This window comes from Streptomyces sp. NPDC002730 (genome assembly GCF_042888805.1).
GTDB lineage: Bacteria > Actinomycetota > Actinomycetes > Streptomycetales > Streptomycetaceae > Streptomyces.
Genome location: NZ_JBIAQG010000015.1, coordinates 151,286 through 166,023 on the forward strand (window position 1 = coordinate 151,286; position 14,738 = coordinate 166,023).

Genomic DNA, 14,738 nt, shown 5'->3' on the forward strand with positions numbered 1-14,738 from the left:
CCGCTGGGCGAAGGCGGCGACGTGTGACATGGCACTACCCCTCGGGTCATGACCGCGCGTACCGCGTCCTCGTCACAGGCCGGGCGAATGCGTACGCGATCCACGGGCGAAGTAGCCTCGGTCCCATGCCCGGCACGCACATCCTGATCCTCGGCGGCACGGCCGAAGCCCGGCAGCTCGCCGCCGAGCTGACCGGGCGCGGCGGCCTCCGTGTCACCACCTCGCTCGCCGGTCGGGTGGCGCAGCCCCGGATGCCCGCCGGAGAGGTGCGCATCGGGGGTTTCGGCGGCCCGGAAGGTCTCGCCGACTGGCTGCGCGAGCACCGCGTCCATGCCGTCATCGACGCCACGCACCCGTTCGCCTCCGTCATCAGCGCCAACGCCGCGCAGGCCGCGGCAGCCGTCGGTATGCCGCTCTGCGCGCTGCGGCGGCCCGGCTGGAGCGCCGGCCCCGGGGACCACTGGCATTCGGCCGTCTCGCTCGTCGACGCCGCCACGCAGCTGCCCGCGCTGGGTCGGCGCGTCTTCCTCACCACCGGACGTCTCGGCCTCGCCGCCTTCGCAGGCCTCGATCAACTGCACTTTCTCGTACGGTCGGTGGAGCCGCCCGAGCCGCCGCTGCCCCGCCACACCCGCGTCCTGCTGGACCGCGGACCGTTCACCCTCGTGGGCGAGCGGGAGCTGCTCCGTACGCATGACATCGACGTCCTGGTGACGAAGGACAGCGGCGGGTCCGCCACCGCCGCCAAGCTCACCGCCGCGCGCGAGCTGGGCATGCCCGTGGTGGTGGTCCGCCGTCCGCCCGCGCCGCCCGGGGTGCTCCTCGCGCCGGACATGGCGGGCGTACTCGAACTGCTCGGACAAATCAGACAGCTCGGTCAGCTCGGATAGTTCCGACCGCTCCGACCGCTCGGACCCCTCAGCCGCGGCGCAGCAGATAGGTGTCCATGATCCAGCCCTTGCGGGCGCGCGCCTCGGCCCTCAGCTCCTCGATCCGGTCGGAGACCTCCGCCAGCCGCCCCGACACCAGGATCTCGTCCTCGGTGCCCACATAGGCGCCCCAGTAGATGAACAGGTCCTGGTCGAGATGGCGGGTGAAGGCCTGCCGTGCGTCGAGCATCACGACCACATCGTCGACGCCGTCCGGCCAGCCTTCGGCGAGCCGCCGGCCCGTGGTGATCTGCACGGGACGTGCGACCCGGTTGAGACCGGTACGGTGTCTGGCCAGCAGTGCCGAGACACTGCTGATGCCGGGAATGACCTCATGGTCGAACGCGACCGCGCCCCGTTCGAGGATTTCCTCCAGGATGCCGAGGGTGGAGTCGTACAGCGCCGGATCGCCCCAGACGAGGAACGCCCCGCACTCGTCCTCGCCCAGCTCCTCGGCGATGAACCGCTCATAGAGGTCGGCCCGGCGGCGGCGCCAGTCGTCGACCGCGGGGGAGTAGTCCGATGTTTTCCGGTCCCGCTCCGGATCGCGTGCCTCGATCAGCCGGTACGAAGGGTCCTCGATGTGCGCGTCCAGAATGTCGTGCCGCAGTCGCGTCAGATCCGACTTCTCCTCGCCCTTGTCGAGGATGAAGAACGCATCCGCCTTGTTCAGCGCCTTGACCGCCTGCAGCGTCAGATGGTCGGGGTCGCCCGCCCCGATGCCGATCACATAGATCTTTCTCACCCTGTCGAGTCTGCCGCATCCCGCTGTTCGTGGGACCTACCGGGGCCGCCGGTAGCGGCATATCCTCCGACCATGCGTGTCGCACTCTTCGTCACCTGCGTCAATGACGCGTTCTATCCGGCCACGGGCATCGCGACGGTGAGACTCCTGGAGCGGCTGGGGGTGGAGGTGGACTTTCCGGCCGCGCAGACCTGCTGTGGACAGCCGCAGTTCAACAGCGGCTACCGGCGCGAGACCGAGCCCCTGATAAGGCGGACGACGCGGGCCTTCGAGGGGTACGAGTACGTCGTGACGCCGTCAGGATCGTGCGCGGCGATGGTGCGTGACCACTACCCGAAGTTCGGTGAGACCTCGCTGCCCTCTCGTACGTACGAACTCACCGAGTTCCTCGTCGATGTCCTCGGCGTCACCGATGTCGGCGCCTACTTCCCGCACACCGTCACCTACCACCCCTCCTGCCACGGTCTTCGGATGCTCCATCTCGGTGAACGGCCGCGGAAGCTCCTCGACGCGGTGAAGGGCCTGGAGCTGCGCGAACTGCCCGGCGCCGAGGAGTGCTGCGGCTTCGGCGGCACCTTCGCCGTCAAGAACGCCGAGGTCTCCGCCGCCATGGGCCGGGACAAGGTCCGCAATGCCGTCTCCACCGGAGCCGATGTGCTGTGCGGAGCCGACAACTCCTGTCTGATGCACATCGGCGGCATCCTGCGCCGCGAGGCTGTGCCCGGGAATGGCGTGCCGCTGCGCGCCCTGCACATCGCGGACATCCTCGCCAGCACCGAAGAGGAGCCCTACGTATGAGCGGCACGTATCTCGGGATGCCGTCCTTCCCCGAGGCGGCCAAGGAAGCCGTGCACAATGTGACGCTGCGCGCGAATCTGCGGCACGCCACCCACACCATCCGCGACAAGCGGGCCCTGGCGGTGGCGGAGCTCGCCGACTGGGCGGAGCTGCGCGAGGCCGGCAAGCAGGTCAAGAACCACACACTCCGTTATCTCGACCGCTATCTGGAGCAGTTGGAGACGGCGGTCACCGAGGCCGGCGGCACCGTGCACTGGGCGGCCGACGCGGCGGAGGCCAACCGGATCGTCGCCGGTCTGGTGAAGGCGACCGGCGAGCGCGAGGTCGTCAAGGTCAAGTCGATGGCCACACAGGAGATCGGCCTCAACGAAGCCCTGGAGGCCGAAGGTATCTCGGCCTACGAGACCGACCTCGCCGAACTCATCGTGCAGCTCGGCGACGACCGGCCCTCGCACATCCTGGTGCCGGCCATCCACCGCAACCGTGGCGAGATCCGCGACATCTTCCAGGAGCGGATGGGGAGTTGGGGACGGCCCGCTCCCGACGGCCTCTCCGACAACCCCACCGAGCTCGCCGAGGCGGCACGCCTCCACCTCCGCGAGAAGTTCCTGCGGGCGAAGGTCGGTATCTCCGGTGCCAACTTCATGGTCGCCGAGACCGGCACGCTCGTGGTCTTCGAGTCCGAGGGCAACGGCCGGATGTGCCTGACCCTCCCCGAGACGCTGATCTCAGTGGTCGGTATCGAGAAGGTGGTGCCGAGCTGGCGTGATCTGGAGGTCTTCCTGCAGACGCTGCCGCGCTCATCGACCGCCGAGCGCATGAACCCGTACACCTCCATGTGGACCGGCACCGCTGACGCCGACGGACCGCAGAGCTTCCATCTGGTCCTCCTCGACAACGGCCGCACCAACGCCCTCGCCGACGAGGTCGGCCGCCAGGCGCTGCGCTGCATCCGCTGCTCCGCCTGCCTCAATGTCTGCCCGGTGTACGAGCGGGCCGGCGGGCATGCGTACGGCTCGGTCTACCCCGGCCCGATCGGCGCCATCCTCAGTCCCCAACTGCGTGGCATCCAGAGCGAGATCGACGCTTCTCTGCCGTACGCGTCCTCCCTCTGCGGGGCCTGCTACGAGGTGTGCCCGGTCGCCATCGACATCCCCGAAGTCCTCGTCCACCTCCGCGAGAGGGTCGCGGACCAGGGAGGCAAGGGCCACCGCCTGGAGAAGGCCGCGATCAAGGCCGCAGGCTGGGTCCTCGACCATCCCGCCGCGCTCGCCGCCGGGGAACGCGCCGCGTCCAGGACCCGAAAGCTGCACCCGAAGAAACTGCCGGGCGCAGGGGCCTGGACCGCCAGCCGTGAACTGCCCGAGCTGCCCGCCGAATCCTTCCGTGACTGGTGGAAGAAGAACCGCACATGAGCGCCGGACCCCACTCCCGTACGAGCTCCCGTGACCGCATCCTCGCCCGAGTACGCAGCGCTGTCGCCGCCGCGCCCGAGGCCCCCGAGCCGACCCGCGACTACCTCACCACCCACACACCCGACGACCCTGCCGCGGTCCTCGACCTCCTCCACGAGAACCTCGCGGACTACCGGGCCGTCGTCCACCGCACGACCGCGGACGAACTGCCGTTGCTGCTCATGCGGCTGCTCGCGGAACGCGGCTCCGCGACTGTGCTCGTACCGCCCGGACTGCCGCCCGAGTGGCTCTCCGCCGCCGACGCGACCCGGATCCACGACCGTTCGGTCTCCACCGCGCAGGAACTCGACGCTGTCGACAGTGTCGTCACAGGATGCGCGCTCGCCATCGCCGAGACCGGCACGATCGTGCTGGACGCAGGTCCCGGACAGGGCCGTCGGCGCATCACGCTCATCCCCGACCACCACATCTGTGTCGTACGTGTCCCGGACCAGGTCGTGGCGTCCGTACCGCAGGCGATGCCCCGCCTCGACCCGACCCGCCCGCTGACCTGGATCTCAGGACCCTCCGCGACCAGCGACATCGAACTCGACCGGGTCGAGGGTGTCCACGGCCCGCGCACCCTCGAGGTCGTCCTGCTACAGGGCTGAGGTCAGCCGGGGCGCCTCGGCGCCCGCGTTCACCGGTCCTTGGACGCGGGCCGCGAGTTCACGCGCCCAGACGGTCAGCCCGGTCACATCGATGCCGTACGGGTCGCGAAAGCCGGCGATCCGGTCCGCGCCTCTGAGCAGCAGCCGCGCGCCGCCCGCCGTATTGCCGCGGGCGGCGTGCGTGAGCCCCACCGCCAGCTGCGCGAGCCCCCGCCACAGCTCACGCTCGGCCTCGGGACCGGACTTCCAGGCGTCCTCGAAGACCTCGTGCGCATGGAAGGGCATGCCCGCGTCGAGCAGCCGCTGTGCCTCGGTCAGCGTCTCACCGGGCGTACGCACCACACCCTCGGGCTGCCGTTCCACCCCCGGTGTTCCGTACGGGAGCGGGCGTCCCAGCCCGTCGCGCGGACGTGCGTTGCGTGCGCGCCCCTCGATGTCGCGGTCCCTCCGTGCCTTGTCCACACCTCAATTGTCCACTGTGGTCCGACAGGCGCTCGCCGTCAGCCGCCCCCTGCCAGCCGTCAGCCGTCACCGTCAGCCTGCGCCGCAGGCCGTGTGTGCGGCAGGAGCAGGCAGCACGCGGCCGCCGCGGCCACCGTCGCCACCAGAGTGAAGATCCAGCCGTGACGGAAGGCGTCCACCGCCGCCGCACCGTGCGGCTTGCCGAGCACGGCGACGAGCCCCGCGACACCCACCACACTGCCGGTCTGGCGCGCCATGGTCACCACGCCCGAGCCGGTGGCGAAGTTCGCCGGAGGAACCCTGGTGACCGCCGCGCCCACCAGCGTGGGCAGTGTGAAGCACACGCCGACGCCGGTCAGCACCATGCCGGGCAGCAGTCCCAGCACATAGTCGTGCTCCTTGACGCTCAGGGCCGCGATCCACCAGAGAAGGCCGATCGCGAACAGCCCGCTGCCGGTTGCGGCCACGACGGCCGCGCCGAAGCGCTGCACCAGCAGGCCCGCGTACTTTGACAGAAGCGGCACCATGACGGGGCCAGGGCTGATCGCCAGACCGGTCTGCAGCGCGGACCAGTGCCATACGTTCTGGCACCAGAGCGCCGCCGAGAGCAGCATTGCGCCGAAGGCCGCCGCGAACAGCAGATTCGCGAGCAGGGCAGGGCCCATGGCAGGCGTCCGCAGCAGCTGCAGCGGCAGGACCGGCACCGGATGCTTCGCCGAGCGCCGGACGAACAGCGCGAGCAGCACGACCCCCGCCAGCAGCGCGATCGCCGGCGAACCCGAAGTCCAGCCCCAGTCCGGGGCCTTGACCAGCCCGAGTGCGACCGCGCCGATTCCGGCGGTCAGAAGTGCCGCGCCGAGCAGATCGCTGCGGCCGCTCTCCGTACGGCGTGCGGTGGGCGCGATCGCGCTCCGGCCGACGATGACGGTGGCGATACCGACCGGAACGTTGATCAGGAAGATCCAGCGCCAATCGGCCTGGGCGAGCGCGCCGCCGACCACCGGGCCGAGCGCGGCGGCCAGCCCGCCCAGCGCCGCCCAGTTGCGTACGGCGGAGCCGCGCTGCTCCGGCGGGGCGGCGGCCAGAAGGATGCCGAGCGAGGCCGGGATGAGCAGCGCCGCACCTGCCGACTGCGCGACCCGAGCGGCCACGAGCAGCCAGACGCTCGGCGCGAGCGCGCACAGCACCGAGGCCACGGTGAAGACGGAGACACCGAGCAGATACGCGCGGCGCGGTCCGTTGCGGTCCGCGAAGCTGCCGGCGGGGACGAGCAACGCGGCGAAGACCACGGCGTACGCGTTGAGCACCCAGGACACGGAGGACAGCGAAGCTTCGTGGAAGTGGCCGCTGATGTGGGGGAGCGCCACGTTCACGACGAAGAGGTCGAGGTTGGACATCGCCACGCCGGCGGCGACGACGGCGAAGACGAGACGGAAACGCGAACTCGCCGCCGTGTCCTCGACGGGTGAGGCCTGCTGGACCATGATTCGTCACTCATTTCCGGCCGACTCGCGGCATAGTTTGGATATCAAACTGACTGCTCGGGACGCGATGCTAGAGGTAGTGAGTTGGATGTGGCAACCTAGTGAGCATGAAGGCACGCACCAAGGAGGACGGCACGCTTCCCGCCCCGGCCCTGGACTCGCGCGGCAGGCCGTGTTCGATCGCGGCGTCACTGCAGGTCGTCGGTGAGAAGTGGGCGCTGCTGGCCGTCAGGGAGATCAGTCTCGGCAATCACCGGTTCGCCGCGATCGCCCGTAACACCGGCGCTCCCCGCGATGTCCTCACTGTGCGGCTGCGCCACCTGGAGTCCGTCGGCGTCCTCTTCCGGCGGCCGTACAGCGAGCATCCTCCGCGCTTCGAATACCACCTCACCGAGGCGGGCCGGGACCTGCTGGTCGTGCTGACCACGCTGCGCGCATGGGGTGACAGGTGGCTCGTCGACGAGCCGCCGGCGGTCTTCCGTCACTCCTGCGGCGAGGAGCTGGAGATGGTCCACAGCTGCCGCCACTGCGGAGAAGAGGTCGTCCCTGAGGATTTGCGGCTGGATGTGCGTGCCCCCGGCTGGAACGTGCGCGGGCCGGTCGAGCCGTCGGCCGCGGAGTGACCCGCCGAACCCCGATCACTTGAGGCATGGTGTGATGCTCTCGCCGTCGGGGGTCGCCGCGGGGCATATGACCGCAGGCCGGACGTCCAACGGCCCCGCGAAGTGGGGTAATGTTCTCTTGCGCGCTCGGCCGGAAATCCGGAAGAAGCGCGCACCGGGACGTGGCGCAGCTTGGTAGCGCACTTGACTGGGGGTCAAGGGGTCGCAGGTTCAAATCCTGTCGTCCCGACCAGCGTTCACGCAGGTCGGAGGCCGTATCGGAAGTATCCGATACGGCCTCGTCGGTTTTCCCGCGGACCATGTGGGGGCAACGGGCCACGGTCTGTGGATGGGCGGCTCAGGCCGTGATGGTTTCGGCCCCGGTGTCCTGCGGCGTGAGGTAGTCCTCCGAGATCTCCTTGGGCCCGAAGGGCCACACCTTCTCGTATCGCGCCCACACCAGGAAGGCGGCGCAGCCCAGGGCGAGCCAGGCCAGTGACCATTCGACGGGGTGACGGCCGGGGGAGTTCTTGTCGGCGTATCCGTAGATGACCAGCCAGCCGGCGAGGGCGACGATGCTCGGCAGCGGGTAGAGCCACATCCTGTACGGGCGGCGCAGGGCCGGCTGTCGTTTGCGCAGTACGGTCAGCGCGACGACCTGGGCCAGGGCCTGGACGATCACCATGACGGTGGTCAGCAGCTGGATGAGTGTGGCGAGGTCGGTGTGGCGGCCGATGAGGAAGCCGATGGCCGTGATGACGCCCATGGTGGCCAGACCCAGCATCGGGAAGCGGTGCTTGGGGTGGAGCTTGGCGTACGGGCGGAAGAAGACCCGGTCGCGTGCGGCGTCGTAGGGCACTCGCGATCCGCCGAGGAGCCCGGCGAAGACGGAGGCGAAGGCGGTGATGAGGATGAGGACGGTGACCGTATCGGCGGCGCCCTTGCCCCAGGTCTCCTCCAGGACGGCGGAGGCGACGGAGGTGGAGGCGATGTCGCCGGGGTCGGTCATCCGGTGCCAGTCGATGACGCCGAGAGTGCCGATCTGCAGCAGCAGATAGATCGTCATGATGCCGAGGATCGAGAAGATGATGGAACGCGGCAGTGTGCGGCCGGGGTCCTTGACCTCGGCGCCCATGTACGCGGTGGTGTTGTAGCCGAGGTAGTCGTAGATACCGATCGTCAGGCCCGCGGCGAAGCCGATCCAGAAGTGGTTGCTGGTGAGTTCGAAGGCGTGCGCCGGGTAGGTGAAGGCCAGGTCGGAGCTGAAGTTGGTGGCCGAAGCCACGATGACCAGGGTGACCGAGGCGATCATGACGGTCCACATCACGGTGGTGATCTTGGCGATGTGCTCGATCCCGCGCCACAACAGCAGGATCACCAGGGCGATGACACCGAGGCCGATCAGGTCGCCGGCGGTCCGGTCCAGGCCGGGTGCGAGATAGCCGAGGTACTGGACGAAGCCCACCACGCCGGTGGACATGATCAGCGGGATGAAGAGCATGGCCGTCCACACGAACAGGAACGCCATGAGCTTGCCCGTCCGGTACTGGAAGGCCTGGCGCAGATATACGTAACTGCCGCCGGAGCCGGGCATGGACGAGCCGAGTTCGGCCCAGATCAGGCCGTCGGCGAGGGCGAGCAGCGCGCCGGCGACGAAGCCGATGACGGCCTGCGGCCCGCCGAAGGCGGCGACCATCAGCGGGATGGTGACGAATGGTCCGATACCGCACATCTGGCTCATATTGATGGCGGTGGCCTGGAACGGGCCGATGCGGCGCACAAAGCCTTCGGTGGGCGGCGGGGTTCCGGACATGGGGAGCCTCCCTGATCTCAGGTGGCAGGGCGGGGAGTTGTAGCCGTTTCGCCAGTACAGGGATGCACGACGGCGCCGGGTGTGATTAAGTTAAGTACCTTTACTTGGATCGTCAAGAGGTCGTCAGGGGATGCGTGAGAATGACGGCATGACCACCAGCAGCGAGGAGAGCGCCGAGCAGCGCTGGAACCGGCAGCGGCTGCGCAGCGCCAACGAGAGGCTGCTGCTCGACCGGCTGAGAGCGGTCGGGTCCGCGTCCCGGGCTCAGCTCGCGCGCGACACCGGCCTGTCGAAACCCACCGTCTCCAGCGCTCTCGCCGCGCTGGAAAAGGCAGGCCTGGTACGGGAGGTGGGGACCCACACCCCCGAACGCGGCCGCGTCGCCGTCCTCTACGCCCCCGACCCGACCGCCGGATACGCCCTGGGCATCGATATCGGCCGCGACTGGCTGCGGGTGGCCCTCGCCGATCTGGACGGTTCGGTTGTTGCCCGCGCCGATGTGCGCAACCGCGCCCGTACCTCGGCCACCATGGCCGACCTCGTCGTCAGCACCGCCCACCGGGTCGTCGCCGACAGCGGCGTCGACCGCGACCGGGTGATCCAGGCTGTGGTCGCGACCCCGGGTGTGTACGACAGTCAGAACCACCGCGTGCGCTATGCGGTCAACCTGCCGGGCTGGGGCCGCGCGGGGCTCTTCGACCGTATGCGTGAGCAACTCGGCCTGCCGCTGGCCGTCCACAACGACGCCAACCTCGCCGCCCTGGGCGAGTACGCGTTCGGCGCGGGTGCCGGCAGCAGACTCTTCGTCTACGTGATGATCGGCACCGGCCTGGGCATGGGCGTGGTCCACGAGGGCCGGCTGTTCACCGGCGCGCACGGCGCCGCCGGCGAGATCGGCTTCCTGCCCTGGCCCGGACGGCACAAGCCGGATGTCCTGGAGGACGCAGTCTCGGGCGAGGCCGTCGTCGCGGCCGCCCGTGCGCTCGGCATGACCGGACCGCTCACCGCCAAGGACGTCTTCGACGCCGCACGCCGCGACGATCCCGCCGCGACCACAGCGGTCCGCCAGGAGGGCGAACGCCTGGCCCACACCGTCGCCGCCGTGGCCGCCGTCCTCGACCCCGACCTGGTCGTACTCGGCGGCGGCGTCGGCCATAGCGCCGACCTGCTGCTGCGCACTGTCCGAGACACCCTCAAGTCCCTTACGCCGCTGCGCCCCAAGGTCGCCCCGAGCGCCCTCGGTGAGGACGCGATCCTGCTGGGTGCGGTCGCGACGGCGTTGGACACGGCACGGGACGTGGTGTTCGAACGGCGTGCGCCCGGGTGAGGCGCAAGGAAGCGGGTGTTTACGCCCGCTCCGCAGCTGTCTTCAGATGCCGGAGCCAGGCTTCGAGTGACTCGTCCAGGAGCCTGTGCATCTCCTTGGGTTGCGCGAGGACGGGGTCTCCGCTCCAGGACTCCTCCGTCGAGACGACGGTGTGGCCGTCCTCCTCCGTGAAGGTCCAGAGGTGGATTCCGGTGATGCCGTGGGCCGGGCCGCCCCAGATGACCCGCTCACCGGGAACGAGCTCATAGACGGTCGATTCGATGTCCAGGTCGCCGGTCAGCCACCGGAAGGTGGCACCGGGCGCGAGCGGGCCGTTGAGGTGCGCCGTCTCGATGCCGGGATTCCAGCCGGGCCAGGCGTCGATGTCCGTGTGGATGCGCCAGACCAGCGCGGCGGGCGCGTCGACGGTGATGCGGCGCCGGACCACGACCGGTGCGTCCGCGTCGATGGTGTGAGGAAAGGTCATCAGAGCCTCCAGAAAGCGATGGCCGGGAACCCGAGCGGTGATGCATCATTGTGTTAGTTATGGACCGTAACAGAAGCTAGGATGGTTTGCATCATCTATGGAGGGACGTGGCTGTGACGCCGACGACACAGGGCCCACGGGCCCGGTACAGGGAGCAGACGCGCGCGGAGATCAAGGAAGCCGCGCTGCGACAGCTGGCCGAAGGCGGCCTGGCGGCCATCGCGCTGACCCGTATCGCCAAGGAAATGGGCATGTCGGGGCCCGCGCTCTACCGCTACTTCGCCAACCGTGACGACCTGCTCAGTGCGCTGATCCGCGATGCGTACGACGACCTTGCCGAGGCCATCGGAGTCGCCGCGGAGGCCTGTGCCGTGGCGTCGCAGCGCGCACGGCTGCACGCGCTGGCCGACGCGTTCCGGGCCTGGGGCGTCGAGCAGCCGCACCGCTATCTGTTGATCGCCGGCCCGCCCCTGCCCGGCTACAGCGCACCGGCCGACACGGTGGCGCGGGCGCGGGCGGCGCTCGGCCCGTTTCTGAGCGTCTTCGTCGCGGGGGAGCCGTCGGGGCCGGCGGTCCGGCTCGTCGAGCAGATGACCGCCTGGGCGGAGCGGGAGCCCGCCGTGGCGTCCTGGGCGGAGCAGTACACAGAACTGCCGGCGTCAGGAAGCGGTGTGGGCCGGGCGCTGGCGGGGGCGGTGCTCGCCTGGTCCCAGATGCATGGCGCCGTCAGCCTCGAAGTGGCCGGTCAGTTCACCGGTATGGGGCACGATCCGGGGACTCTGCTCGACGCCCAGATCGACGCACTCGCGGACGCGTTCCGGCTGGACTGACGGGCGCCAGACGCCAGACGCCAGACGCCAGACGCCAGACGCCAGACGCCAGGCGGCGGGCGGCGCGCCGGTCCGGCCGGGACGTGCGCCCGTCTAACGGCCCAGCGCGGCGCCGCCGTTGATGTGCAGGATCTGGCCCGTGACATACGCGGCCTCGGGCGAGGCGACATAGCGGACCATCGCCGCGATCTCGGCGGGGAGCCCCGGCTTGCCCGTCAGGGACTGCTTCACCCGCGAGGCGATGAACTCCGGAGTGGCGCGGTCGCCGAAGAACTCCGTGTCGGCGACGAACCCGGGCGCCACGGCGTTGACCGTGATGCCCTCCGTGCCGAGCTTCTGGGCCAGATCGAAGGTGTATGTGTTGACCGCGGCCTTCGAGCCGCCGTACGAACCCGGGCCGCGCAGGGCCGCGATCGACGACAAATGGACGATCCGGCCGCCCGGCCGCCGCATGTGGGGGAGTAGCGCCTCTGTCAGCAGGACCGATGTCAGGACGTTGGCGGCGAAGTTGCGGCGGTAGTTGTCGGCGATGCCTTCCAGGCTGCCGTCGTGCGAGGCCGCGACATTGCCTCCCGCGTTGGTCACCAGTACATCGACCGCGTCACTGCCGTCGGTGATGAACTGCGCAGCGCGGCGGACCTGTTCGGGCTCGGACAGATCCGCCGGGAACCAGGTCGCCGTGGAGTCCCCGTGAGTGGCGTTGAGCTTCTCGGCCGCCGCGCGCAGCACCTCTTCGCGGCGGCCGAGAAGGGTCACATCGTCGCCGGCCGCGGCGAATGACTCAGCCACGGCGAGCCCGATGCCCGTACCGCCGCCCGACACCACGATCCGCCTTGGACTCACAGCTCCACCTGTTCTCATATGTGATCGATGGTCTTATTCGTGCACAGGAAGTTACGGATCACCTCACGTGGTGTCAAGGAATCTCGCGGGATCCCGCAAGACAGGCAGCTTTCTCAACTGGTCTGTGCATGAAGGTTGTTCAAGCACCGAGACGTCGATTACATGGTTGGGCTTTCGCTCCCTCCCGTCGAAGGAGACCAGCGGTGCTCGCACCTCGCAGCAAAAGATCCCCGTTCCTCATCGCCGTGCTCGCTCTCGCCCTGCTGCTGTCCGTACTGACGGCGTCGCCCGGCGCGGCGCGTGCGGCAGACGAAGCCGGTGGGCCTGTCCATGACCCGATACCGACGAAGCCGATCCAGTCCGGTCTGGGCCTGGTGGTCGAGGAGTACGCCTCCTTCCCCAAGACCGAACCCGTTCCCGGACCGGTCACCGACCCCCGTCTCAAGCGCCATGCCCGGATCAACTTCCTGAGCGAACTGCCCGACCGCTCGGGGCGGATGGCGGTCCCCGACCTCAACGGCCGGCTCTATCTCGTCGAGCACGGACAGCCGCACGTATATCTGGATGTCGCCGCCGCCATCGGCCCCGCCTTCTTCGCCAGCAGCGGCATGGGTCAGGGCTTCGGGTTCGTCACCTTCGACCCCGACTTCCGCAAGAACGGCAGGTTCTACACGGTCCACACCGAGAAGGCCTCCGCCACCTCCGCCCGGCCGGACTTCGTCCAGCAGGCGACCACCAACTACCACGGCATCGTTACCGAGTGGACGGCCGACGACCCTGCCGCGGCCACCTTCAGCGGCAGCCGTCGCGAGCTGCTCCGTATCGGATTCTCCGGCGGCGGCCACGGCATCCAGCAGATCGACTTCAACCCGACCACGAGGCCCGGCGACCGGGACTACGGGCTGCTCTACGTCGCCGCGGGCGACGGAGCCCAGGGCGTCAACAACACCGAGCCGCAGAATCTGGCGCTGCCGCACGGCAAGATCCTCCGTATCGACCCGCGCGGCAGTAACAGCGCGAACGGAAAATACGGGGTTCCGGCCTCGAATCCGTTCGTCGGCAAGCGGGGGGCACTGGGCGAGATCTACGCGTACGGAATGCGCGACCCGCACCGCTTCAGCTGGGACCCGGTCGGCCGTCACCGGATGTACCTCGGGCACATCGGCGAGCACGCCGTCGAAGGCGTCTACGAGGTGCAGGCCGGAGACAACCTCGGCTGGAGCGAACGCGAAGGCACCTTCGTCTACGACAAGGCGGCGACCAACCCCTGCGACCGGCTGCTCCCGCTGCCGGAGGACGACGCGAAGAACGGCTACACCTACCCCGTCGCCGCGTACGACCACGATCCGCCCGCCACCTGGAACTGCAGGTCGGACCTGGGGCGCGCGATCGTCGGCGGCTTCGTCTACCGCGGCCACGACGCGCCGGCGCTGTGGGGCAAATACCTCTACGGCGACCTCGTCGACGGCCGGCTGCTGTACTCCGAGGCGAGCGAGATGCGCAGGGGCGGCAAGCAGCTCGCCGACACCTACCAGTTGATGCTCTTCGACCGTACGGGCAAGCGTGTCACCCTGCCGGAACTCGCCGGTGACAGCCGGGTCGACCTCCGCTTCGGCCGGGACGCGCGCGGCGAGCTGTATCTGCTGTCCAAGGCGAACGGCAAGATCTGGAAGGTCACCGGGACCCGCCGGTTCGCCGACTGCAGGACTCACGGCACCACGCTCACGCATGTGACGGGCGCGAAGAACTGGGCACCCGTCACCCCCGCCAAATGGCAGTTCCCGCGCCGCCAGGTCACTCTCGCCGAGGCGGGCGTCGCCCGCCCGGGACCGCGCAGGCCGTTCGAGTACGCGGTCCTCACCGCGGGGCCGCGGTTCGGCTCCACCCGGATCGACGCGGAGGTCCGGCTGGACACCCCGGTCGAGATCAGCAACCGGGACGTGATCATCGTGTTCGGCTACCAGTCCGACACGAAGTTCTATTACGCGCATCTGTCGTCCGACAACACGATCTACCCGCACAACGGCATCTTCGTGGTCAATGAGGCGGACCGGCTGCGGCTCGATCACCAGTGGAACGGATCCGCCGGAGCTCCGCCGGCCGTCGCCGACGCGCGATGGCACGACGTCCGCATCGTGCACTGCGCGGACAGCGGAGAGATCGCGGTATACGTCGACGGCTCGAAGAACCCGCTGATGACCGCCGTGGACAAGACATTCGGCTCGGGCAGGGTGGGCTTCGGCTCGTTCGACAACGTGGGCAGCCTGCGCGACCTCAAGGTCACCGGCAGGCCTGCCGGGAAGTGACACCACGCAGTCAGGGCCCCTCCTGGGACGGGCCCTGACTGCGTCGCAGTGGAATGTGGTGCTGACGC

General features: G+C 69.3%; 14 protein-coding genes and 1 tRNA gene. 9 read left to right on the forward strand and 6 right to left on the reverse strand.

Going from position 1 to position 14,738, the window contains the following annotated elements:
• The first annotated feature begins 125 nt into the window (after positions 1 to 125).
• A complete protein-coding gene (locus ACFYXH_RS33625) occupies positions 126 to 890 on the forward strand; it encodes a cobalt-precorrin-6A reductase (protein WP_389571139.1) in 765 nt (254 codons plus the stop codon).
• A 28-nt stretch (positions 891 to 918) separates the two neighbouring features.
• On the opposite strand, the gene cobF is transcribed toward ACFYXH_RS33625, so the two are convergent.
• Positions 919 to 1,674: a precorrin-6A synthase (deacetylating) gene (gene cobF, locus ACFYXH_RS33630; RefSeq protein ID WP_385306227.1), complete on the reverse strand. Its 756-nt coding sequence runs from the start codon at positions 1,672 to 1,674 to the stop codon at positions 919 to 921.
• A 72-nt stretch (positions 1,675 to 1,746) separates the two neighbouring features.
• Here cobF and ACFYXH_RS33635 point away from each other — a divergent pair, with 72 nt between their 5' ends.
• From ACFYXH_RS33635 to ACFYXH_RS33645, 3 genes are read left to right on the forward strand one after another with little or no spacing between them, the layout of a single operon-like run.
• Positions 1,747 to 2,472, forward strand: a complete 726-nt coding sequence (locus ACFYXH_RS33635) for a (Fe-S)-binding protein (RefSeq protein WP_389571142.1) — start codon at positions 1,747 to 1,749, stop codon at positions 2,470 to 2,472.
• On the forward strand, positions 2,469 to 3,887 hold the full coding sequence (locus ACFYXH_RS33640; protein WP_389571145.1) for a LutB/LldF family L-lactate oxidation iron-sulfur protein: 1,419 nt from the start codon (positions 2,469 to 2,471) through the stop codon (positions 3,885 to 3,887). Before ACFYXH_RS33635 ends, ACFYXH_RS33640 begins: the two co-directional genes overlap by 4 nt.
• On the forward strand, positions 3,884 to 4,537 hold the full coding sequence (locus ACFYXH_RS33645; protein WP_389571148.1) for a lactate utilization protein C: 654 nt from the start codon (positions 3,884 to 3,886) through the stop codon (positions 4,535 to 4,537). The genes ACFYXH_RS33640 and ACFYXH_RS33645 overlap by 4 nt, the downstream gene beginning before the upstream one ends.
• Here ACFYXH_RS33645 and ACFYXH_RS33650 read toward each other — a convergent pair.
• Together ACFYXH_RS33650 and ACFYXH_RS33655 are read right to left on the reverse strand one after the other, a co-directional pair.
• Positions 4,526 to 4,999, reverse strand: coding sequence for a DUF309 domain-containing protein (locus ACFYXH_RS33650; protein ID WP_389571151.1), 474 nt, complete (start codon positions 4,997 to 4,999; stop codon positions 4,526 to 4,528). The two genes, ACFYXH_RS33645 and ACFYXH_RS33650, sit on opposite strands and share 12 nt — an antisense overlap.
• A 59-nt stretch (positions 5,000 to 5,058) precedes the next feature.
• A complete protein-coding gene (locus ACFYXH_RS33655; protein ID WP_389571153.1) occupies positions 5,059 to 6,483 on the reverse strand; it encodes an MFS transporter in 1,425 nt (474 codons plus the stop codon).
• Between the two features lie 107 nt (positions 6,484 to 6,590).
• Between ACFYXH_RS33655 and ACFYXH_RS33660 the strand changes: the two genes are divergently transcribed.
• Together ACFYXH_RS33660 and ACFYXH_RS33665 are read left to right on the forward strand one after the other, a co-directional pair.
• A complete protein-coding gene (locus ACFYXH_RS33660) occupies positions 6,591 to 7,106 on the forward strand; it encodes a winged helix-turn-helix transcriptional regulator (RefSeq protein WP_389571156.1) in 516 nt (171 codons plus the stop codon).
• A gap of 155 nt (positions 7,107 to 7,261) precedes the next feature.
• Positions 7,262 to 7,338 (forward strand) — tRNA-Pro (locus ACFYXH_RS33665).
• A 105-nt stretch (positions 7,339 to 7,443) separates the two neighbouring features.
• On the opposite strand, the gene ACFYXH_RS33670 is transcribed toward ACFYXH_RS33665, so the two are convergent.
• Entirely contained in the window at positions 7,444 to 8,898 is a 1,455-nt protein-coding gene (locus ACFYXH_RS33670; RefSeq protein WP_389571159.1) for an APC family permease, read from the reverse strand.
• A 148-nt stretch (positions 8,899 to 9,046) separates the two neighbouring features.
• On the opposite strand from ACFYXH_RS33670, the gene ACFYXH_RS33675 reads away from it, so the two are divergent.
• Positions 9,047 to 10,225 carry an ROK family protein gene (locus ACFYXH_RS33675; RefSeq protein ID WP_389571162.1) on the forward strand — a complete coding sequence of 393 codons (1,179 nt, stop codon included), beginning with the start codon at positions 9,047 to 9,049 and terminating at the stop codon, positions 10,223 to 10,225.
• 19 nt (positions 10,226 to 10,244) lie between these two features.
• On the opposite strand, the gene ACFYXH_RS33680 is transcribed toward ACFYXH_RS33675, so the two are convergent.
• Positions 10,245 to 10,691: an SRPBCC family protein gene (locus ACFYXH_RS33680; RefSeq protein WP_389571165.1), complete on the reverse strand. Its 447-nt coding sequence runs from the start codon at positions 10,689 to 10,691 to the stop codon at positions 10,245 to 10,247.
• 113 nt (positions 10,692 to 10,804) lie between these two features.
• On the opposite strand from ACFYXH_RS33680, the gene ACFYXH_RS33685 reads away from it, so the two are divergent.
• A complete protein-coding gene (locus ACFYXH_RS33685; protein WP_389571471.1) occupies positions 10,805 to 11,521 on the forward strand; it encodes a TetR/AcrR family transcriptional regulator in 717 nt (238 codons plus the stop codon).
• 93 nt (positions 11,522 to 11,614) lie between these two features.
• Here ACFYXH_RS33685 and ACFYXH_RS33690 read toward each other — a convergent pair whose 3' ends face one another.
• Complete coding sequence (locus ACFYXH_RS33690) at positions 11,615 to 12,382, reverse strand: SDR family NAD(P)-dependent oxidoreductase (protein WP_389571168.1); 768 nt, start codon at positions 12,380 to 12,382, stop codon at positions 11,615 to 11,617.
• Positions 12,383 to 12,567: 185 nt separating this feature from the next.
• Here ACFYXH_RS33690 and ACFYXH_RS33695 point away from each other — a divergent pair, with 185 nt between their 5' ends.
• Positions 12,568 to 14,670 (forward strand): PQQ-dependent sugar dehydrogenase, encoded by a 2,103-nt coding sequence (locus ACFYXH_RS33695; protein ID WP_389571171.1) that lies wholly within the window; start codon positions 12,568 to 12,570, stop codon positions 14,668 to 14,670.
• Positions 14,671 to 14,738 lie beyond the last annotated feature (68 nt).